This window comes from Demequina ureilytica, assembly GCF_048553575.1.
In the GTDB taxonomy this organism is placed as follows: domain Bacteria; phylum Actinomycetota; class Actinomycetes; order Actinomycetales; family Demequinaceae; genus Demequina.
The window spans coordinates 166,579-185,753 of record NZ_JBLZIE010000002.1 but is presented as its reverse complement, the minus strand read 5'-3'; the positions used below and the strand labels follow the sequence as shown (position 1 = coordinate 185,753).

Below are 19,175 nucleotides of genomic sequence, written 5' to 3'. Positions count from 1 at the left end.
ATGAAGCTGGTTACCGCAATCATCCAGCCACACCGCGTGGACGAGGTTCGTGCAGCTCTCGAGGCCGCAGGCGTCAAGGGCGTCACGGTTTCCGAGGCCGCCGGCTACGGCCGCCAGAAGGGTCACACCGAGGTCTACCGTGGTGCTGAGTACACCGTGGACCTGGTGCCCAAGACCCGCATGGAAGTGCTCGTCGACGATGTTGACGCCGCTGTCGTGACCGAGGCCATCGTCTCGGCCGCGCAGACCGGCAAGATCGGTGACGGCAAGGTCTGGACGGTCCCCGTGGACGATGTCGCTCGAGTTCGCACTGGCGAGCACGGCGCCGACGCCCTCTGACCGGACCCGTTCTACATCTATGACGGGTCAGAGGGGCACTGCCTCCGATGGCCCGCACGCTGAGGTCCCGCACCCCCACGGGGTGCGGGACCTCAAGCGTGAGCGGGCCGAACTCGCTCAGTCCCTCGTCACCGCAGGGGTCACGGGTCCCGAGCGTCGCCGCGCGATCACGGACCTGACCCTCGCGCGGCTGCGCGAGCACTGGGACGCCGCCGAGCCACTCGGTGAGGGAGTGGCCTTGGGTGCCGTCGGCTCCTTGGGCCGCGGCGATTCGGGTCCGTGGTCCGACCTGGACCTGGTGCTTATCCACGACGGTCACACCCACACCACGCAGCAGGTCTCCGAGCTGGCTCAGCGCCTGTGGTACCCCATCTGGGACGCAGGCCTCGAGCTCGACTACTCGATGCGGTCGCTCACGGAGTGCCGCCAGGTGGCCTCGAAGGACCTGGCTGCCGCGGCCGGACTCCTGGACCTGCATCCCGTGGCGGGCGATGCCACGCTCGCGCAGCAGGCCAGATCTGCCATCTACCAGGACTGGCGATCCGCCGCCCGCAAACGACTTCCCGAGTTGCTGGCCGCATCGCGCCAGCGCGCGGAGCGCCACGGAGAGCTGGCGTACCTCATCGAGCCGCACCTCAAGGAGGCACGCGGAGGCCTGCGCGACCACATGAGCCTCACCGCGCTGTCCGCGACCTGGTTGACCGACCGCCCGCACGGCGCCGTCGATGACGCGGGCTCGCACATTAAGGACGTGCGCGACTCGATACAGATCGTCACTGGCCGCCCCATGAACGTGCTCGGGCGGCACATCGCGGACGAGGTGGCTGCGCTGCAGGGCTTCGACGATCCTGACGATCTGCTCGCGTCGCTCGCGGAGGCCAGCCGCACCGTGGCGTATGCGCTGGACACGACTGAGCGCGGGGCGAGACGCGCTCTGGAACGCTCCGGCATCGGCTCGCGCGCGTGGCGCGCGCGCCGCCGTGGCATCGCCCCCCGGCACGTCGAGGTGGCGCCCGGGCTGATCGACGTCGACGGCGAACTCGCCCTCGCGACCGATGCCGAGCCCGAGACCGACGCCTTGATGCCTCTGCGTGCCGCCGCTACCGCTGCCACGACCGGGCTGACATTCTCCCCGAACTTGCTGATGGCTCTCACTCGCACCCCGGAGCTTCCCGAGCCATGGCCCGAGGAGGCGCGCGGGCACCTGCGCGACCTGCTGCGCTCGAGCCAGCACCTCGTCGCGGTGTGGGAGGCCATCGATCTGAACGGCCTCGCCGTGCGATGGGTGCCGGAGTGGGAAGGCGTCCGCAACCGTCCGCAACGCAGCCCCGTGCACCGTTTCACCGTGGATCGCCACATGCTGGAGACGGTGGTCCTCGCTGGCAAGCAGCGGCGCCACGTCCCCGATGGCGACCTGCTGCTGCTGGCCGCGTGGCTGCACGACATCGGCAAGCGCCCCGGGGCCACGGATCACTCCGTCGATGGCGCCGCGCTGATTCCGGACATTGGGGCCAGGCTGGGCCTGCGCGCCGAGTTCGCCCGGGATCTCCAACTGCTGGTACGCGAGCACCTCACGTTGGCCACGCTGGCGACGAAGGAGGACCCCGCGTCTCCTGCGACGGTGGCGCGGCTGCTCGACGCGGTCGAACACCGGCTGGACCTGCTGGACACGCTGCGCGCACTCACCGAGGCCGATGCCCGCGCCGCGGGTCCCAAGGCCTGGACCTCGTGGCGCGCCAGCCTGATCGACACGCTCACCGGAAACGCTCGCCGCGCGCTGCTGCCGTCCGACGTGCCCGGCGAGCGGGGCGCCTGAGCCAGCCGGCGCATCGGCCGTCTTCCCGTTTCGCTGGCACCCTGCAGCGCGGGCCCGCTCTCCCCACCCGCACCCCGCGCATCGCACCCCGCACCCGCCCGACGGGCCGGATCAACTGTGGCGGATCCGCGCGCGCAGGCGGGGAGTCGGACGCGTGCGCTCAGTTGATCCGTCCGTTCGGCCGGCCGATGCGGTGGCCGGCTGAGCGTGCTCGCGTAGACGCGTGCGGGAAGCGGGGAGCCTGAGCCGGGGAGCGTGAGCCGGCCCGTGCACCGGTCGTCTTCCCGTTTCGCTGGCACCATGCGCATCGTGCCTGCACCGCGCCCCCCGCCCGCACCGCGCCCCCCACCCCTCCCGACGGGCCGGATCAACTGTGGCGGATTCGCGCGCGCAGGCGGAGAGTCGGACGGCGGCGCTCAGTTGATCCGTCCGTTCGGCCGGCCGATGCGGTGGCGGGCTTCGCTACAGCCCCGCCTCGGTGTCCGGAGGCGCCGAACGCGGGGGCTGAGGCACCGCCGGGGCGCACGACGGTCGACACCGACGCGCTCCGGGTAGGCTGGAGGCCACGATTTCCTCGAAGGGACACCTGTGTTCGCGAACCTCTCTGACCGCCTGACATCCACCTTCCGCAACCTGCGGGGCAAGGGCAGGCTGACCGAGGCGGACATCGACGGCACGATCCGCGAGATCCGCCGTGCGCTGCTCGACGCCGACGTCGCCGTGTCCGTGGTCCGCACGTTCACCGGCAACATCCGCGAGCGCGCGCTCGGCGTCGAGGTGTCCGGCGCGCTGAACCCCGGCGAGCAGGTCGTCAAGATCGTCAACGAAGAGCTCGTCGCGATCCTCGGAGGCGAAGCGCGTCAGCTGAAGCACGCCAAGCATGGCCCGACGGTCATCATGCTTGCGGGCCTCCAGGGCGCGGGAAAGACGACCCTGGCCGGAAAGCTCGCGCACCACCTCAAGGAGCAGGGCCACACGCCGCTGCTGGTCGCGGCAGACCTTCAGCGCCCCAACGCCGTGAACCAGTTGCAGGTGGTCGGCGAGCGCGCAGGCGTCCCGGTGTTCGCCCCCGAGCCCGGAGTGACTCGCGAGGGCGAGAAGCAACGCGGCAACCCCGTCAAGGTCGCCAAGAAGGGCCTCAAGGAGGCCGAGCAGCGCCAGCACTCCGTGGTGATTGTCGACACCGCCGGCCGAACCGGCGTTGACGCCGAGCTCATGAAGCAGGCCGCGGATATCCGCAAGGCCCTCGAGCCCGACGAGGTGCTGTTCGTCATCGACGCGATGATCGGACAGGACGCCGTCGCCACCGCGACCGCCTTCCAGCAGGGCGTCGACTTCACGGGCGTGGTCCTCACCAAGCTCGACGGCGACACTCGCGGAGGGGCGGCGCTGTCCGTCCGTGAGGTCACCGGCCGGCCCATCATGTTCGCGTCGACGGGAGAGAAGCTCGGCGACTTCGAGGTCTTCCACCCGGACCGCATGGCCGGGCGGATCCTCGACATGGGAGACGTCCTCACGCTGATTGAGCAGGCCGAGAAGGCCTTCGATCAGGATGAGGCCGCGCGCATGGCGGAGAAGGTCTCGAAGGGCGAGGACTTCACCTTCACGGACTTCCTGTCGCAGATGCAGCAGCTCAAGAACATGGGCTCGATGAAGAAGATGCTGGGCATGCTGCCCGGCATGGGCGCGATGCGCGACCAGATCGAGAACTTCGACGAGCGCGAGCTGGTGCGCACCGAGGCGATCATCCAGTCGATGACGCCCCTCGAGCGCGACAACCCCAAGGTCCTGAACGGCTCTCGCCGCGCCCGCATTGCGCGCGGTTCCGGCATGACCGTCGCGGACATCAACTCGCTGGTCAAGCGGTTCGAGCAGGCGCAGCAGATGATGCGCGCGATCAATGCCAACGGCGGCGGCATGCCGCAGCTGCCAGGTCAGGGCGGCGGGCCGGGCGCCTGGGGCGGGATGCCGGGCGGCAAGAAGTCCAAGGGCAAGCAGGCTCCCCAGCGCAAGGTCAAGGGCAAGTCGGGCAACCCCGCCAAGCGCGCCCAGCAGGAGGCGGCGGCCAAGAACCGCAAGCCAGCGCAGGCCGAGCCGGGCAGCGCTTTCGGGTTGGGCAAGCAGCAGCAGGACTTCGACCCGTCCAGCGTCGACGCGGACCTGAGCAAGTACCTCAAGTAGTGCCCGCTCTCCATCTCACCGGGCCGGTCGTCGTCGGGGATGACGACGTCCGTGGCGAGGCGTGGGTGGTCGGTGGGCGCATCACATTCGAGAGGCCCCGGCACGCGGGCGAGATCACCGAGGTCGCGGGGACGGTCATCCCGGGCCTGGTAGACGTCCACTGCCACGTCGGGCTCGACTCGGGTGGCGCAACCGACCGCGACCTGGCGGCGAAGCAGGCCACCGCGGACCGCGACGCCGGCACCCTGCTGATCCGGGACGCGGGCTCGCCACTCGACACGTCGTTTGTGCACCAGCGCGATGATCTGCCGCGGCTGATCCGCGCCGCCCGGTTCATCGCCCGTCCCAAGCGATACCTCCGTCACTACGCCCGCGAGATCGAGCCGCAGGACCTCACTGAGGTGGCGGTCGAGGAGGCGCGCAAGGGCGACGGCTGGATCAAGCTCATCGGCGACTGGATCGACCGCGACGAGGGAGACCTCGCCCCGCTCTGGACCCCAGCCCAGCTGGCCGATGCGCTGGCCGCGATTCACGCCGAGGGCGCCAGGGCAACGGTGCACACCTTCTCGGAAGAGGCCATCCAGCCCCTGCTCGACGCCGGCATCGACTGCATCGAGCACGGCACCGGCATGACCGAGGAGCACATGCGGGCCGTAGCCGCTGCCGGGATCCCGGTGGTCCCCACGCTCCTGCAGATCGACCAGTTCGCCGCGTACGCCGACGCGGGCGAGGTGAAGTTCCCGCGCTACGCGGCACGCATGCGCCGCATGCACGCGCGCCGCTACGAGCACGTCCGCGACCTCTGGGAGGCCGGCGTGCCGCTGCTCGTCGGCACCGACGCGGGGGGAACGCTCGGGCACGGGCTGCTCCCGCAGGAGGCGGCGGAGATGGTGGCGGCGGGTGTCCCGGCGGCCGATGCGGTGGCGGCGGCGAGCTGGCGCGCGCGGGCATTTCTCGGGGCGGCTTCCCTCGACGAGGGAGAGAGCGCGGACCTGGTGGTGTACCGGGAGGATCCGCGTGCGGATATCTCGGTGCTCGCCGAGCCCGCTCACGTGGTGCTGCGGGGTGCCCGGGTCGCCTGACCGGCGGCGCGGCACGCTGGTCGCGCCTGAGGGAAATGGTGGAGCACCGGCGACAACACCAGGTGTCACGGGGGATACTGACCGCGTTCCTTGCACCAGAACTGCTTGAGGGAGACACGTGACTGCGACGACCACGGGAGTGCGCGCTCGCACCGCCGCGCGCCGATCCTGGTGGGCGGATGGTCTCGAGGCCGCGATATGGCTCGCGGCTGCGTGCGGGATCGCGCTCATGTTCGCGTCCGGCGGGCTGCTTGCCGCCACGGCGACCGACTGGTTCTACACCTTGGGACGCGCGCTCGGCATCGTCGCGGCCGTGCTGATGATGACGCAGGTGCTGCTCGCCTCGCGAGCGCCATGGGTGGAGCGCGCGATCGGCCACGACCGCGCGATCGCGAAGCACACCCGGATCGGCCCCGTCGCGATCATCCTGCTGCTGCTGCACCTGGTGCTGATGACGTGGATGACGGGCATCTACGACGGGCGCTCCTTCGCGGAGCAGTCGCTGGCGTGGGCCGACTACGGCTGGTTCATGCTGTTCGCGCAGATCGCCGCGGCGGCGTTCGTCGTGGTCCTCGTGACGTCTGTGGCCGCGGTGCGTCTGCGGGTGCCCTACGAGCGCTGGCACGCCGTTCACATGCTGGTGTACGTGGGAGTCGCGTTCGCCGTGCCGCATCAGTTCCTGGAAGGTTCCACGTTCCGTTCCGGCGGACTCGCGTGGTGGTTCTGGGCTGTGCTGTGGACGGTGACGGTCGGCTCGTTCGTGGCGTTCCGGTTGCTGCGCCCCCTGGTGCTGATGCGGCGACACGGGCTCACCGTCGAATCGGTCGACCCGCACACGGACGGCAGCACCACGGTCACGGTCGCGGGTCGCGACCTCGCGCGGCTGCGCGCCCATGCCGGGCAGTTCTTCCTGTGGAGGTTCCTCAGCCCCGAGCTGCGCGCCCAGTCACACCCGTACTCGCTCTCCGCAGCCCCTGGGGACCGGCTTCGCATTACCGTCAAGGCGTCGGGCGACGGGTCCTCCAGGATCCGGACGCTCGAGCCCGGCACGCGAGTGATGATCGAGGGTCCGCTCGGGGTGTTCACGCACGGTGCTCGGGCTCGCGGTTCACTCCTTCTCATCGCCGCCGGGATCGGGGTCACGCCCATCCGGTCGCTGCTCGAGGAGGCGGATCCCGAGGACGATGTGACGGTCGTGATCCGCGCGCGTTCCCGGGACGAGGCGCCGCTGCTGGACGAGGTGGAAGAGCTCGCGCAGCAGCGCAGCGCGCGTCTCGAGCTGATGCTGGGCGCGCGGGGACGCACCTGGGGCACGAGCGAGCAGCCCGGCTCGATCGCAGCGCTGGTGGAACGGCGCGACGACACTGACGTGTACATCTGCGGGCCGCGCGAGTGGGCGCTGCAGGTCGAGGCCGATGCAATCGCTGCGGGAATCCCGCGGGACGCCGTGCATCGCGAGGAGTTCGGATGGTGAGGCGATGAGGACGTCGCGAGCGGTGATGGTGGGAGGAGCGTCGGCGGTCATCCTGACCGCAGGCTGGGTGGCGGCGCCGAGCGCCATCGAGGATCCCGTAGGAGATCGTGTGGGCGCCGATGCCGCCGGCCCCGGCGGAGACGAGTCGAGCTCGACGATCACGGTCGACGGACCGGTGGTGACGAACATCCGGGGCGACTACCAGGTGCGGCTGCACGTGGTCGACGGCGAGGTAGTGGACGTCGAGTTCCCCGTCGCCGGCACCGATGCCGCGGAGTCGCGCCAGGTCAACGCGATGGCGCTGCCGGAGCTCGAGGAACGGATCCTCGAGGCTCAGAGCGGCGACGTGGAGTACGTGTCCGGAGCGAGCTACACGTCGCCCGCCATCACCGAGTCCGCAGCGGCGGCGTTCGCGGATGCCGGGCTGTAGGGGATGAGCCTGTCGCGCACCAGCACTGCGATGGCCATGGACTTCCGCCTCGAGGCGGAAGGCGACGTCGCTCCGGAGTCCCTCGATGCGGTGATGACTCACGTCGAGTCCGACCTCCGCTGGGCCGACGAGGTGTTCTCCACCTATCGGAGCGAATCCTGGATCTCACGGTTGTCGCGCGGTGAGTGCGGCGTGGCCGATGCTCCCCCAGCGGTGGCCGAGGTGATGGACCTGTGCGAGCGCTTCCGCGACGAGACCGGGGGAGCGTTCGACGCGCGCAGTCCCTCCGGCGCGATCGATCCGACCGGCATCGTCAAGACGTGGGCGATGGAACGCGCGCGATGGCGGTGGGGTCTGCTTGGTGCCAGCGGCTGGCTGTGGGGCTGCGCCGGAGACGTAGTGGTGCAGGGCCGCGGGCCAGTCGAGGGCGTGTGGCGCGTGGGCATCGCGGACCCCCGCGCCGCCCACGATGCCTCCGCTGACCCGGCCGTGGTGAGCACGACGACGCTCGGGACCACCGCAACGGCCCTCGCCACCTCCGGCGAGGCTCACCGAGCCGGTCACATTTGGGACCCGCGCACGGGCGCGCCTGCCAGGCATTACGCGCAGGTCAGCGTCCGCGGCACAGACCTGCTCGCGTGCGATGCGTGGGCGACCGCGATCGTCGCGGGGGGCAAGAGGACGCTGCGGCTCGCGCTCGACGCCGGCTTCGATGTGTTGGTGCTGCGGGTGCTCGAGGGAAAGGTGCATTCCCAGCAGAGCCCCGGGTGGTGAGGACCTGCGCGGGATGCAGGGGTCTTTCTCATGCGCTAGATTGTCGGACACACGGCTGAGCCGAGGGGAAATCGATGGCACCGATGAAAAATCCCCGGCGAGCATTGCTGCTCGCTGGCGCGTTGGCGCTCGCAGCATGCGAGCCCGCGGCTACCGACGGCGCGCACACGCAGACCGAGGTCGCGATCGAGTCCGAATCCTCCGCTGTAGTGGAGGTCCCGGCCGCCGAGTCCACCGGCGCGGAGTCCGCGCTGGTGGCGAGAGGCCTGCATCACCTCGTCGCGATGTCGGCACCTGCGGGCGAGGACGGCACCCTGGGGTCCGGCTGCTCCGATGAGGAGGCCGAGTCCCTGCCGGACGGCGACTGGTACGCGTTCGTGGTCGATTACGACCAGTCGCACGTGACCGTCGATATCGCGTGCGTGTACGGGACCGACACGGATCAGTTCGAGGCCTACGCCGGGGCCTCGGACAGCGAGGTCGAGCGGACCGCGCTCACCAACCACGTCGTCATCAATGACGTCGTGCACGAGCGCACGCTGCGGATCGACGACGGTGCGCAGGCGTATCTCGCCTCCGCGCAGTGGGAGCCGATCTCGGCCGCCGGCTTCGCGAAGGCGGCGAGTCCGAGCGACGGCGGCGAACACCGCGGACTGTGGCTGCGGGTCGAGGACGGGCTCGTCACGGCCGTCGTGCAGCCCTATGTGGCAGGGCTGTCCTCCAGCTGAGCCGGGGCTTTGCCCGCACGGCGGGAACTCTGGCATAATGGCGTGCTGGTCGTAGCGGCCCTCTACCCGCCACGGCTATTCGTCTTGCCAGCAACCGTCGCCCACCTTTCCCCGGGCGACGAGAGCCGGCTCACACCGAATACACAAGGAGAAGCCATCATGGCTGCAAAGATTCGTCTCAAGCGCTTTGGCAAGAAGAAGGCCCCGTTCTACCGAGTTGTCGTCATGGACAGCAAGGCCAAGCGCGATGGTCGCGCGATCGAGGAGATCGGCAAGTACCACCCCCTCGATAACCCCTCGGTCATCGAGATCGACTCCGAGCGCGCGCAGTACTGGCTCAGCGTCGGCGCCCAGCCCTCCGACCAGGTGCGCAAGCTCCTGACGCTCACGGGTGACTGGGGCACGTTCAAGGGCGAGAAGGACTCGAAGAGCACCGTCGAGGTCGCCGCGGGCAAGCTGTCGCCGGCCGACCAGATCCAGGCCAACGCCGACGCAGGCGAGAAGCTGAAGGCCGAGAAGGCCGCCGCCGACGAGAAGGCCAAGAAGGAGGCGGACGCCGCCGCCAAGGCCGAGGCCGACGAGAAGGCCAAGGCTGAGGCCGACGAGGCCGCCAAGACCGAGTCCGAGGCTGCGGCACCCGCAGTCGCCGAGGCCGCACCTGCCGAGGACGCCGCCGCCGCGGCGCCCGCGTCCGATGAGGCCACCGGGCCGGCTGAGCCGGAGCCCGCAGCAGAGGACAAGTAGCAATGGTCGTCGACGCGCTGGAGTTCCTGATCAAGAGCATCGTCCGCAACCCGGAGGATGTCACGGTCACGGAGCGAGACGGGCGCCGAGGCACCACACTGAATGTCGTCGTCAACCCCGAGGACCTGCCGCGCGTGATCGGCCGCCGCGGTCGCACCGCGACGGCCATCCGCACCGTCATCGACGCCATCGCGCGCGATGACGTGAGGGTGAACATCGTCGACGTCGACTAGTTCGAACGCAACGACCGAGGCCCCTGCCGCGCACCGCTTGAATCCAAGCCGCGCGGCGGGGGCCTTCGTCGTGCGCGGCACGCGCGCCGGGTCCGGCCCCGTACCCTTGGTGCCATGAAACTGACCGTCGCGCGCATCGGCCGCGCCCATGGGCTCAAGGGCGAACTCAGCGTCGAGTTGCACACAGATATCCCCGAGGAGCGGCTGGTGCCCGGAGAGGCCCTCGAGACCGAGCCGGCGGCCGCGGGCCCACTTACCGTGGAGAGCGTGCGGACCCAGGGCGGGCGCTGGTACGTGCGGTTCGACCAGGTTGCGACCCGGGAGGACGCCGATGCGCTGCGGGGGGTCGAGCTCGTGATCGACGGCGAGGAGTCTGACGAGGACGACGCCTGGTTCGTCCACGAGCTCGTGGGCCTCACCGCAATGCGTCCCGACGGGGAGAGGCTGGGCGAGGTGGTGGACCTGCTGTCCATGCCCGCCCAGGACCTGCTGGTCATCAAGCAGCCGGACGGTCACCGGGCGATGGTGCCCTTCGTCGAGGAATTCGTGCCCGAGGTCGACATCGACGCGGGCACGGTGACGCTCACCCCGCCGTACGGTCTGCTCTCCGGAGAGACCCCCGAGGCCACCGGCGAGACCCACGGGACGGCTTAAGCGTGCGGATCGACGTCGTCACGATCTTCCCCGAGTTCTTCCAGGTGCTCGACGTTTCTCTGTTGGGCAAGGCGCGTCAGGCCGCCCTCGTCGACACCCACGTGCATGACCTGCGGGACTGGACTCACGACGTCCACGGCACCGTGGACGACGCCCCGTTCGGCGGCGGCGCGGGCATGGTGATGAAGCCGGATGTGTGGGGGGCCGCGCTCGACGACGTGCTGCAGCCTGGCGCGCATCTCGTGATCCCGAGCCCCGCCGGCGTGCGGTTCACGCAGCGCCAGGCCGCCGAGCTCGCGACGGAGCCGCAACTGGTCTTCGCGTGTGGCCGCTACGAGGGCATCGACGCGCGCGTGCCGCAGCACTACGCCGATGCGGGCTTCCAGGTATCGGAGGTGTCGCTCGGCGACTACGTGCTGAACGGTGGAGAGGTGGCCGCCTTCGCGATGATCGAGGCGATCACGCGGCTCATCCCCGGCTTCATGGGCAACGCCCAGTCCATCGTCGAGGAGAGCCACTCCGACGGACTGCTGGAGTACCCCAGCTACACGCGGCCGGCGCAGTGGCGCGGTCTCGAGGTGCCCGAGGTCCTGCTGAGCGGCCACCACGCCAAGATCGCGCAGTGGCGCCACGCACAGCAGGTCGATCGCACGCGCGAGCGCCGGCCCGACCTGCTGGCGTGAGAATCGCTCCCGTCGCAGTCTCGGCTGTGGCATAATCGGTCGTCGGTGCGTGCGGCGCTCTTGCCTGCCACAGGGGGTCGAGCGAAATCCGCTGCGCACAGCAACCATCAGATGCCGCAAGGCAGATACCGTGCAGGACCTGTGGCGTGCGCGAGGAGAGATAAGTCATGCAGAAGCTTGACCACATCACCGCGGGCCAGCGTCGCGACGACGTTCCCGACTTCCGTCCCGGAGACACCGTCAAGGTGCACGTGAAGGTCGTCGAGGGCACCCGCTCGCGTATTCAGATCTTCCAGGGCGCCGTCATCGGTCGCCAGGGCCACGGCATCGGCGAGACTTTCACGGTCCGCAAGGTGTCGTTCGGCGTCGGCGTGGAGCGCACCTACCCGGTGCACACACCCACGATCGACCACATCGAGCTCGTGAGCCGCGGCGACGTCCGCCGCGCCAAGCTGTACTACCTCCGGGACCGCCGCGGCAAGGCTGCGCGTATCCGCGAGAAGCGCGAGAACTGACATCAGCACCACTGACGAATCACCGGCGGACGGGCAGCAGCCCTCCGCCGGTGGTCGTCTGTGGGGGTGGGGGAAAGAGCTCCTCGTCATCGTGGTCAGCGCGCTGCTGCTGTCGCTCATTCTCAAGACCTTCTTCTTCCAGTCGTTCTGGATCCCGTCGGGCTCCATGGAGCCCACGCTCCAGCTGAACGACCGCATCCTCGTCACCAAGTGGCGTCCGGGCGTGCTCGACCTGCGCCGCGGCGACATCGTGGTGTTCAAGGATCCCGGCGGGTGGCTCAACCCCGTCGACGACTCGGAGGACTCCCCTCTCGAGGCCGCCGGCAAGACCCTGCTGGTCTTCACCGGCTTGCTGCCCGAGGACGCGGGCGAGCACCTCGTCAAGCGGGTGGTCGGGTTGCCCGGCGAGACCGTCGAGTGCTGCGACGACGAGGGCCGCCTGCTGGTGAACGGCGAGCCGCTCGACGAGCCGTACCTGGTGGAGGACGTGTCCCCCTCCGAGACAGACTTCTCCACGACCGTGCCCCCGGGCTACGTATGGATGATGGGCGACAACCGCCCCAACTCGGCCGACTCCCGCGCTCACCAGGGCAACCCCGGCGGTGGCTCCGTGCCGATCAGCTCGATCGTCGGCACCGCGTTCGTCACCGTGTGGCCGCTTCAGCAGTGGCAGACGCTGGGCAACCCGTACCAAGACCCGGACGCCGTCCAGGACTGATGTCCGTCTCGCTCACGTATGAGGCGTCGCTGTGGGACGCAGGTGCTCACGTGGTCGCCGGTGTCGACGAGGTGGGCAGGGGAGCGCTCGCCGGGCCCGTGACGGTGGGCGTGTGCGCGGTCGGCCGATGCGACTCTTGGCCCGAGGGGCTCGCGGACTCCAAGGAGCTGAACCACGCACGGCGCGTCGCAATGGCCGATGCGCTCGGCACCTTCGCTGGCACAGGCTTCGGCTTGGCGCGGGCGGTGGGTCACTCGAGCCCTGCAGAGATCGACGCGCACGGCATCATCGCCGCGCTGCGGCTGGCGGGACTGCGCGCGTTGGCCCAGATCGTGGACTCAGGGCTCACTGTCGACGCGGTGCTGCTCGATGGAAAGCACGACTGGCTGACCGCGCCGCCGGCCACGCTGTTCGATAACCCAGCGCTGTTCGACGACCCAGCAACCGCATCGGCACTCCCCGCGAAGCCGCTGCCACCGGTGACGATGGTGATCAAGGGCGACGGACTGTGCGCCTCCATCGCCGCCGGCTCCGTGATCGCGAAGGTCGAGCGTGACGCGCTGATGGCCGCGGCGCACGCCGACCACCCGGAGTACGGGTGGGAGTCAAACAAGGGCTACGGCGCGGCGGGCCACCTCGAGGCGATCCGGACCCTGGGGCCGACGCCGCTTCATCGCAGGAGTTGGCGCCTGCCGGTCTAGGCCGGGGTGCCCCCGGCGCGCCGGATGAGCGGCAACGCCGTCTGTGACCCAAGATGGTCCGGTGAGCAGCGACGACCTCGAGAGCTATGAGACCGACGCGGAGTTGGCCCTCTACCGCGAGTACCGCGATGTGGTGGGCCTGTTCCAGTACGTCGTGGAGACGGAGCGGCGCTTCTACCTGTGCAACAAGGTGGATCTGCAGGTGCGCGCCTCGGGCGGCGACGTCTACTTCGAGGTGACCATGACCGATGCCTGGGTGTGGGACGTCTACCGTTCCGCGAGGCTGGTGCGCAACGTGCGGGTGGTGACCTTCAAGGACGTCAACATCGAGGAGCTCTCGACAGACGACGACGCGATTCCCGACATCAGACACCTGAGGTCCCGCTGACGCCTCGGACCATTTGACTTTTCGTTGCATAGTCTGCAAATATGCAGACTATGCAATCAGCGGACCTTCTCGAAGCCAAGCCTGAGGGCCTGCGCGAGCGCAAGCGTCGCGAGACCCGCGCAGCAACGCAGCGCGCGGCGATCGACTTGGGGCTGGAGCACGGCTGGGAAGCGGTCACGGTCGACATGATCTGCGACGCGGCAGGCATCTCGCCGCGCACGTTCTACAACTACTTCCCGAGCCGCGAGTCCGCCGTCCTGGGTGAGGGCAAGCCCATGCCGGACGAGGCTCAGATTCATGCGTTCGTCACCGCGACGGGTGTCTCCGACGTCGAGGCCTTCGCCGTGATGATGGCCGAGGTGTGGACCGCCGCCGAGCCCGACCGCGAGCGATTTCGGGCTCGCCGACGGCTCCTCGACGCCACGCCAGAACTGGCAGGCGCGAACATGATGCGCATTACCGAGGCCCGCGAGCAGTACTCGGAGATCGTGCTCCAGCGCCTCAACGTGACGCGGCCCGGGCTGTCCGACGAGGATGCCGCGATCGAGGCGACCATGGCCGTCTCCATTGCGATGGGCGCCTTGCAGGTGGTGGCCCGAGGCTGGCTTTCCGGCGATAGCGACGCATCCCTGGCCGCCCTTACTCACGAGTACTTCCCCCGCGTGCGACGCCTCACCCAGGCGCCGAGCGCTTGAGCCGCCCGCCGCCCGACCCGCGGCGTGACACCTTGAAGGAGACCTCTGTGTCCCAGATGACCGAGTCTCGCGAGCACGCGACGGATTCTGCGCCCGACCGGCGTCAGATCACGCTGATGTTCGTCGGCCTGATGACGGCGATGCTGCTCGCGGCGCTGTACCAGACCATCTTCGCGACAGCGCTGCCGACGATCGTGGGCGAGCTCCAGGGCGTGGATCAGATGCTGTGGGTCACCACCTCGTACATTCTCGCGGCCACCATCACCATGCCCATCTACGGCAAGCTCGGCGACCTGTACGGGCGCAAGGGACTGTTTATTGTGGCGATCCTGCTGTTCCTGGCGGGATCGGTTGTGGGCGGCCTCGCCCAGGGGATGGATTCGCTGATCGTCGGGCGAGTGATCCAGGGCCTCGGCGGCGGAGGCTTGTTCGTGCTCGCGCAGGCGATCATCGCCGACGTGGTTCCGGCTCGCGAACGCGGCCGCTACATGGGCGTCATGGGCGGAGTGTTCGCGTTCGCGACGCTGACGGGACCGCTACTCGGGGGTTGGTTCACCGAGTCCATCGGCTGGCGCTGGGTGATGTGGTTCAACCTGCCGCTCGGTGCTCTCGCGATTGTCTCGGCGGTGCTGTTCCTGAAGATTCCGTCGCGGCCGCGCGCGGGCCGCAAGGTCGATGTGGCCGGCATGGCGCTGATCACCATCGCGTCCACGTCGCTCGTGCTGATGTCGAGTTTTGGCGGGCACCAGTACGCGTGGGGGTCGCCGCAGATCATCGGCCTGATCGTGCTCACCGTCGCTGCAGCTGTGGCCTTCGTCGCGGTCGAGCGCCGCGCGAGCGAGCCGGTGATTCCGCTGGCGCTGTTCCGTAGGCGCAACTTCGTGCTCCCGACGGCCGCGGGTCTGCTCGTGGGCGTGGGCATGTTCGGCACGGTCGGTTACATGCCCACCTACCTGCAGATGGTCGCTGGCGTGAGCGCCACGGCGGCTGGCCTGCTGATGGCGCCCATGATGGGCGCGATGCTCATCACCTCCATCACGGCGGGGCGAGCGGTGACCCGCACGGGTCGATACAAGATGCTGCCCATCGTGGGCTCGGTGTTCATCGGAGCCGGGCTGTATCTGCTGTCGACGCTGACCGCCGATGGCGCACTGTGGCACGTGTGCGCGTACCTCGCGGTGCTGGGCACCGGCCTGGGGCTGTCGATGCAGATCCTGGTGCTGGTGGTCCAGAACACGTTCCCCATCTCGATGGTCGGTACCGCGACCGCCTCGAACAACTACTTCCGCCAGATTGGCGCCTCTCTCGGCACCGCGATCGTCGGCTCGCTGTTCACCGAACGGCTGGTGAACCTGCTCGGCGAGCGGCTTCCCGATGGCGGGGGAGCGATCGAGGGCGGCGCCAACTCCTTGACGCCGGCGTTGGTCAGGCAGCTACCTGAGTCGCTCGGAGACATCGTCGTGGGCGCCTATAACGATGCCCTCACGCCGGTGTTCCTGCTGATGGTGCCGCTGTCGATCGTGTCGTTCGTGCTACTGCTGTTCGTGAAGGAGGCGCCGCTGGCGACCCGGATCGACCGTGAGGCCGATGCGGGCTCCGACATGCCTGCCGCAGCGACCACCGGCTCCGCGACCCCCACCGGCGCCACGGGTCGCGACTCGGCCCTGGTCCCCGCCCGCTCCCCAAAGTAGGAACGTCGGGACTCGTTCTCGCGCCCTCGCGCATCCTGGACGAACGTCAGGACTCATCCACCTTCCAGCGGATCCGCACCGTCCCCACCGCTCGCCGCACCCGGGCGTTCCACGGACGCCTGAGCCAGCCCGCGCATCGGCCGCCTGAACGCGCCAGCGTGGGTCTCAGGAGGTGGGACATGGCGGCGAAGGACGCAGTCGGCAGGCACGGTGAGACCGTCGTGGCGCGGCATCTCGAGGACGCCGGCTGGGAGGTGCTGGCGCGCAACTGGCGCACGGCCCGGGGCGAGATCGACATCGTCGCGGCTGATGGCGACGCGGCGGTCGCGGTCGAGGTCAAGACTCGCCGCACCGCAGCCTGCGGATCGCCGCTCGAGGCCGTGACCCCCGCCAAGGTGTTGCGACTGCGGGGACTGCTCGCGGCGTGGTTGTCGCAGCAGGAGCGCAGTTTCGACGCCGTTCGGATCGACGTCGTGGCGGTGGTGCTCCCGGCGGCGGGCGCGGCGCGGCTCGAGCACGTCCGGGGCGTCGAATGATCGGCCGGTCGCGCGCCATCGTGCTGGCGGGACTCCACGGGCATGTGGTGGACGTCGAGGCGCATATCGGCTCGAGCCTGCCCGCCTTCACGATCGTGGGACTGCCCGATGCCTCGCTTACCGAGGCGCGCGATCGGGTGCGGGCCGCGGTGGCCAGCTCAGGGCTCACGTGGCCGCAGCGGCGGATCACCGTGAACCTGTCGCCGGCCTCCTTGCCCAAGCGCGGCTCCTCGACGGACCTCGCGATCGCGGTCGCCCTGCTCGCCGCGGCGGGGATGATCGACCCTGCGCGCGCGGCCGCGGGAGCCCATCTGGGCGAGCTCGGCCTCGACGGGCGCGTGCGGCCCGTGGCCGGCGTGCTGCCGGCAGTCGCGGCGGCCGTGGCTGCCGGCCACTCCTCCGTGGTGGTGCCGTGGGCCAACGCGGATGAGGCGCGGCTGGTGCCCGGCGTCGACGTCCGCGCCGTCGCCTCGCTCGCGGAGCTCGCGCGCGCCTATGGCAGCGCCGATGCGGTGGCGGCCGCGAGCGAGCCCGTGCCCGCCCCGGCTCGGCCGGCCATCGCGACTGCGGACGTGGACCTCAGCGAGGTGCGAGGGCAGGGCGAGGCGCGGTGGGCCCTCGAGGTCGCCGCGGCGGGAGGGCACCACCTGCTCATGACCGGCCCGCCGGGGACTGGCAAGACCATGCTCGCGTGCCGGCTGCCCGGCGTGCTGCCTCCTCTCGATGACGCAGACGCTGTGGCCGCCACCTCGATCCACTCCTTGGCGGGTTCGCTCGACGTCTCGGGCGGCCTGATGCGCCGCGCACCGTTCGAGGCACCACACCACTCCGCGTCCGCGGCCGCCATCGTCGGGGGCGGCAGCGGGCTGGCGCGGCCGGGTGCGATCTCGCGTGCACACGCGGGCGTGCTTTTTCTCGATGAGGCTCCCGAGTTTCCCGCCCGGGTGCTGCAGACGCTTCGACAGCCCCTCGAGAGTGGCGAGATCGTCCTGCACCGCTCCAGCGGCGCCACGCGGTATCCCGCCCGTTTCCAGCTCGTGCTCGCCGCGAACCCGTGCCCGTGCGGGCACTTCTATGGCAACGGGCAGCGCTGCACGTGCAGCGCGATCACCCGGCGAAGGTACTTCTCGCGCCTGTCCGGTCCACTGCTCGACCGCGTGGACATCCAGGTCGACGTGCAGCCCGTGCGCCGTGGAGCGGACGAGCCAGGCGAGGCCTCGGCGGCAGTGGCCGCGCGGGTCGCGAACGCCCGTGCCCGGGCGCGCTCCCGGCTCGCCGCACACGGGTGGACGCTCAACTCGCAAGCGTCGGGGTCGTGGCTGCGCCGCCATACGGCCGCGGGGGCCGTGAAGCCCGTGTGGCGCGCGCTGGACACGGGGGTGCTCTCCGCGCGGGGCGCGGACCGCGCGCTCAGGCTCGCCTGGACGCTTGCTGACCTGCGCGGGGCGAACGAGCCGGGCGAGGACGACGTCGCGCAGGCGATGACGCTGCGCTCACGGGGGAGCGCGGCATGAGCGCCGATGCGTGGATCGAGTGGAGCGCGCTCGCGGAGCCGGCGGATGAGGCGGCGGGTTGGCTCGTGGGTGCCCTTGGCCCTGACGGCGCGCGGCAGTGGCTGGATGTTGCGGCGGCGGACGTGGTCACCGCGACGGTCATGCTGGCGGGCGCGGCGCCCGAGAAGACGATCGACGAGGTGGTCCGCGCGAGCGAGCGGTGGGCGCGCCGGCGAGAGGCCGCCGAGGCCTCGGCCTTGCGGGCGCGCGCCGAGCAGTGCGGTGCGCGAGCGGTGGTGCGGGGCGGCCCCGAATGGCCAACTGCGCTCGACGCGCTAGGGGAGCGGGCACCCTTTGCGCTGTGGGCACGCGGGGCGAGCTCGATCGCGTCGCTGTACGAGAGATCGGTGGCGGTCGTGGGTGCACGGTCGTCGACGTCGTACGGCGACCTCGTGGCGAGTGACATCGCGGCGCATGCGGCCGACCGTGGCTGGTCCGTGATCTCCGGGGGCGCCTACGGCATCGACGCCGCGGCTCATCGCGGCGCCTTGGTCGCCGGAGGTCTCACCCTTGCTGTCATGGCAGGGGGCGTGGATCGGCTGTACCCCGCGGGAAACGAGGATCTGCTGACGCGGGTGCTTGATCAGGGCGCGGTCGTCAGCGAGGTGCCTCCGGGCTGGGCGCCCCATCGGTCGCGGTTCCTCACGCGCAACCGCCTGATCGCCTGCGCGGACGCCACCGTGGTGGTCGAAGCCGCACTCCGGTCGGGGGCGCTGAGCACCGCCAACCGCGCGGCGGAGCTGGCACGCCCCGTCGGTGCCGTCCCGGGCCCAGTGACGAGTGCCGCGTCCGCTGGTTGCCACACGCTGATCCGGGATGGGCTCGCCGTGCTCGTCACCGGGGGAGCGGACGTCGTCGAGCTGGCCGGGCCGATCGAGGTGGTCGCGGCGGTTGACGGTAGTGCACAGCCCGAAAGTGAGAGCGGGCCCGAGTTCGACCGGCCTGAGGATCGGGCCGTCTTCGATGCCATCGGTCACCGCGCCAAGGACATCGAGGCGCTCGCGGCCACGTCGGGGCTGACGGTGGCGGAGGTGCGAGCGGCACTCGGAAGGCTCGAACTCGCGGGCACGGTCGTCCGAGACGCACAACGGTGGAGGCGGTCGCGAGCGTCCAAGCGGGCACGCCGCGGTGCCGGTGAAGGGCCAGGTGAAGCGCCAAAAAGGGACAAAACACCACAGAAGGGCAGGTACTGATGAGATTGATGTGACAAATGTGACACGAGGGGTTGATTTGACTGATG

Annotated in this window: 21 protein-coding genes; all 21 read left to right on the top strand. The window is 70.1% G+C overall.

Annotation, left to right across the window (positions count from 1 at the left end; all coding sequences use genetic code 11):
• Window positions 1–339, top strand: a complete 339-nt coding sequence (locus ACNI3K_RS07640; RefSeq protein WP_419391285.1) for a P-II family nitrogen regulator — start codon at window positions 1–3, stop codon at window positions 337–339.
• Window positions 340–358: 19 nt separating this feature from the next.
• Complete coding sequence (locus tag ACNI3K_RS07635) at window positions 359–2,155, top strand: HD domain-containing protein (RefSeq protein WP_419391284.1); 1,797 nt, start codon at window positions 359–361, stop codon at window positions 2,153–2,155.
• Between the two features lie 588 nt (window positions 2,156–2,743).
• Window positions 2,744–4,336: a signal recognition particle protein gene (gene ffh / locus ACNI3K_RS07630; protein WP_419391283.1), complete on the top strand. Its 1,593-nt coding sequence runs from the start codon at window positions 2,744–2,746 to the stop codon at window positions 4,334–4,336.
• Window positions 4,336–5,418 (top strand): amidohydrolase family protein, encoded by a 1,083-nt coding sequence (locus tag ACNI3K_RS07625; RefSeq protein ID WP_419391282.1) that lies wholly within the window; start codon window positions 4,336–4,338, stop codon window positions 5,416–5,418. Before ffh ends, ACNI3K_RS07625 begins: the two co-directional genes overlap by 1 nt.
• 118 nt (window positions 5,419–5,536) lie before the next feature.
• Window positions 5,537–6,892 carry a ferredoxin reductase family protein gene (locus ACNI3K_RS07620; protein WP_419391281.1) on the top strand — a complete coding sequence of 452 codons (1,356 nt, stop codon included), beginning with the start codon at window positions 5,537–5,539 and terminating at the stop codon, window positions 6,890–6,892.
• A 4-nt stretch (window positions 6,893–6,896) separates the two neighbouring features.
• Window positions 6,897–7,322, top strand: a complete 426-nt coding sequence (locus ACNI3K_RS07615; protein WP_419391280.1) for an FMN-binding protein — start codon at window positions 6,897–6,899, stop codon at window positions 7,320–7,322.
• A gap of 3 nt (window positions 7,323–7,325) precedes the next feature.
• Entirely contained in the window at window positions 7,326–8,096 is a 771-nt protein-coding gene (locus ACNI3K_RS07610; protein WP_419391279.1) for an FAD:protein FMN transferase, read from the top strand.
• A gap of 74 nt (window positions 8,097–8,170) precedes the next feature.
• Window positions 8,171–8,824 carry a hypothetical protein gene (locus ACNI3K_RS07605; RefSeq protein ID WP_419391278.1) on the top strand — a complete coding sequence of 218 codons (654 nt, stop codon included), beginning with the start codon at window positions 8,171–8,173 and terminating at the stop codon, window positions 8,822–8,824.
• Between the two features lie 159 nt (window positions 8,825–8,983).
• A complete protein-coding gene (rpsP, locus tag ACNI3K_RS07600) occupies window positions 8,984–9,568 on the top strand; it encodes a 30S ribosomal protein S16 (RefSeq protein WP_419391277.1) in 585 nt (194 codons plus the stop codon).
• A gap of 2 nt (window positions 9,569–9,570) precedes the next feature.
• A complete protein-coding gene (locus ACNI3K_RS07595; protein ID WP_419391276.1) occupies window positions 9,571–9,801 on the top strand; it encodes a KH domain-containing protein in 231 nt (76 codons plus the stop codon).
• A 114-nt stretch (window positions 9,802–9,915) separates the two neighbouring features.
• Window positions 9,916–10,455 carry a ribosome maturation factor RimM gene (rimM, locus tag ACNI3K_RS07590; RefSeq protein ID WP_419391275.1) on the top strand — a complete coding sequence of 180 codons (540 nt, stop codon included), beginning with the start codon at window positions 9,916–9,918 and terminating at the stop codon, window positions 10,453–10,455.
• A gap of 2 nt (window positions 10,456–10,457) precedes the next feature.
• Window positions 10,458–11,138, top strand: coding sequence for a tRNA (guanosine(37)-N1)-methyltransferase TrmD (gene trmD, locus ACNI3K_RS07585; protein WP_419391274.1), 681 nt, complete (start codon window positions 10,458–10,460; stop codon window positions 11,136–11,138).
• A 167-nt stretch (window positions 11,139–11,305) separates the two neighbouring features.
• Window positions 11,306–11,653, top strand: a complete 348-nt coding sequence (rplS, locus tag ACNI3K_RS07580; protein WP_419391273.1) for a 50S ribosomal protein L19 — start codon at window positions 11,306–11,308, stop codon at window positions 11,651–11,653.
• A 91-nt stretch (window positions 11,654–11,744) separates the two neighbouring features.
• Entirely contained in the window at window positions 11,745–12,371 is a 627-nt protein-coding gene (gene lepB, locus ACNI3K_RS07575) for a signal peptidase I (protein ID WP_419391272.1), read from the top strand.
• Complete coding sequence (gene rnhB, locus ACNI3K_RS07570) at window positions 12,371–13,072, top strand: ribonuclease HII (RefSeq protein ID WP_419391271.1); 702 nt, start codon at window positions 12,371–12,373, stop codon at window positions 13,070–13,072. Before lepB ends, rnhB begins: the two co-directional genes overlap by 1 nt.
• A 61-nt stretch (window positions 13,073–13,133) precedes the next feature.
• Window positions 13,134–13,460 carry a DUF2469 domain-containing protein gene (locus ACNI3K_RS07565; RefSeq protein ID WP_419391270.1) on the top strand — a complete coding sequence of 109 codons (327 nt, stop codon included), beginning with the start codon at window positions 13,134–13,136 and terminating at the stop codon, window positions 13,458–13,460.
• 41 nt (window positions 13,461–13,501) lie between these two features.
• Window positions 13,502–14,155, top strand: a complete 654-nt coding sequence (locus tag ACNI3K_RS07560; RefSeq protein ID WP_419391269.1) for a TetR family transcriptional regulator — start codon at window positions 13,502–13,504, stop codon at window positions 14,153–14,155.
• 56 nt (window positions 14,156–14,211) lie between these two features.
• Complete coding sequence (locus ACNI3K_RS07555; protein ID WP_419391631.1) at window positions 14,212–15,846, top strand: MDR family MFS transporter; 1,635 nt, start codon at window positions 14,212–14,214, stop codon at window positions 15,844–15,846.
• A gap of 179 nt (window positions 15,847–16,025) precedes the next feature.
• Window positions 16,026–16,382, top strand: coding sequence for a YraN family protein (locus ACNI3K_RS07550; RefSeq protein ID WP_419391268.1), 357 nt, complete (start codon window positions 16,026–16,028; stop codon window positions 16,380–16,382).
• Entirely contained in the window at window positions 16,379–17,896 is a 1,518-nt protein-coding gene (locus tag ACNI3K_RS07545) for a YifB family Mg chelatase-like AAA ATPase (RefSeq protein ID WP_419391267.1), read from the top strand. Before ACNI3K_RS07550 ends, ACNI3K_RS07545 begins: the two co-directional genes overlap by 4 nt.
• Entirely contained in the window at window positions 17,893–19,128 is a 1,236-nt protein-coding gene (gene dprA, locus ACNI3K_RS07540) for a DNA-processing protein DprA (protein ID WP_419391266.1), read from the top strand. Before ACNI3K_RS07545 ends, dprA begins: the two co-directional genes overlap by 4 nt.
• Window positions 19,129–19,175 lie beyond the last annotated feature (47 nt).

Coding starts and splice junctions, on each gene's coding strand:
- rpsP (WP_419391277.1), top strand. CDS start 8,984: ATGGCTGCAAAGATTCGTCTCAAGCGCTTTGGCAAGAAGAAGGCCCCG.
- ACNI3K_RS07615 (WP_419391280.1), top strand. CDS start 6,897: ATGAGGACGTCGCGAGCGGTGATGGTGGGAGGAGCGTCGGCGGTCATC.
- ACNI3K_RS07610 (WP_419391279.1), top strand. CDS start 7,326: ATGAGCCTGTCGCGCACCAGCACTGCGATGGCCATGGACTTCCGCCTC.
- rnhB (WP_419391271.1), top strand. CDS start 12,371: ATGTCCGTCTCGCTCACGTATGAGGCGTCGCTGTGGGACGCAGGTGCT.
- rimM (WP_419391275.1), top strand. CDS start 9,916: ATGAAACTGACCGTCGCGCGCATCGGCCGCGCCCATGGGCTCAAGGGC.
- ACNI3K_RS07640 (WP_419391285.1), top strand. CDS start 1: ATGAAGCTGGTTACCGCAATCATCCAGCCACACCGCGTGGACGAGGTT.
- rplS (WP_419391273.1), top strand. CDS start 11,306: ATGCAGAAGCTTGACCACATCACCGCGGGCCAGCGTCGCGACGACGTT.
- ACNI3K_RS07560 (WP_419391269.1), top strand. CDS start 13,502: ATGCAGACTATGCAATCAGCGGACCTTCTCGAAGCCAAGCCTGAGGGC.
- ACNI3K_RS07555 (WP_419391631.1), top strand. CDS start 14,212: ATGACCGAGTCTCGCGAGCACGCGACGGATTCTGCGCCCGACCGGCGT.
- ACNI3K_RS07595 (WP_419391276.1), top strand. CDS start 9,571: ATGGTCGTCGACGCGCTGGAGTTCCTGATCAAGAGCATCGTCCGCAAC.
- ACNI3K_RS07635 (WP_419391284.1), top strand. CDS start 359: ATGACGGGTCAGAGGGGCACTGCCTCCGATGGCCCGCACGCTGAGGTC.
- ACNI3K_RS07605 (WP_419391278.1), top strand. CDS start 8,171: ATGGCACCGATGAAAAATCCCCGGCGAGCATTGCTGCTCGCTGGCGCG.
- dprA (WP_419391266.1), top strand. CDS start 17,893: ATGAGCGCCGATGCGTGGATCGAGTGGAGCGCGCTCGCGGAGCCGGCG.
- ACNI3K_RS07545 (WP_419391267.1), top strand. CDS start 16,379: ATGATCGGCCGGTCGCGCGCCATCGTGCTGGCGGGACTCCACGGGCAT.
- ACNI3K_RS07550 (WP_419391268.1), top strand. CDS start 16,026: ATGGCGGCGAAGGACGCAGTCGGCAGGCACGGTGAGACCGTCGTGGCG.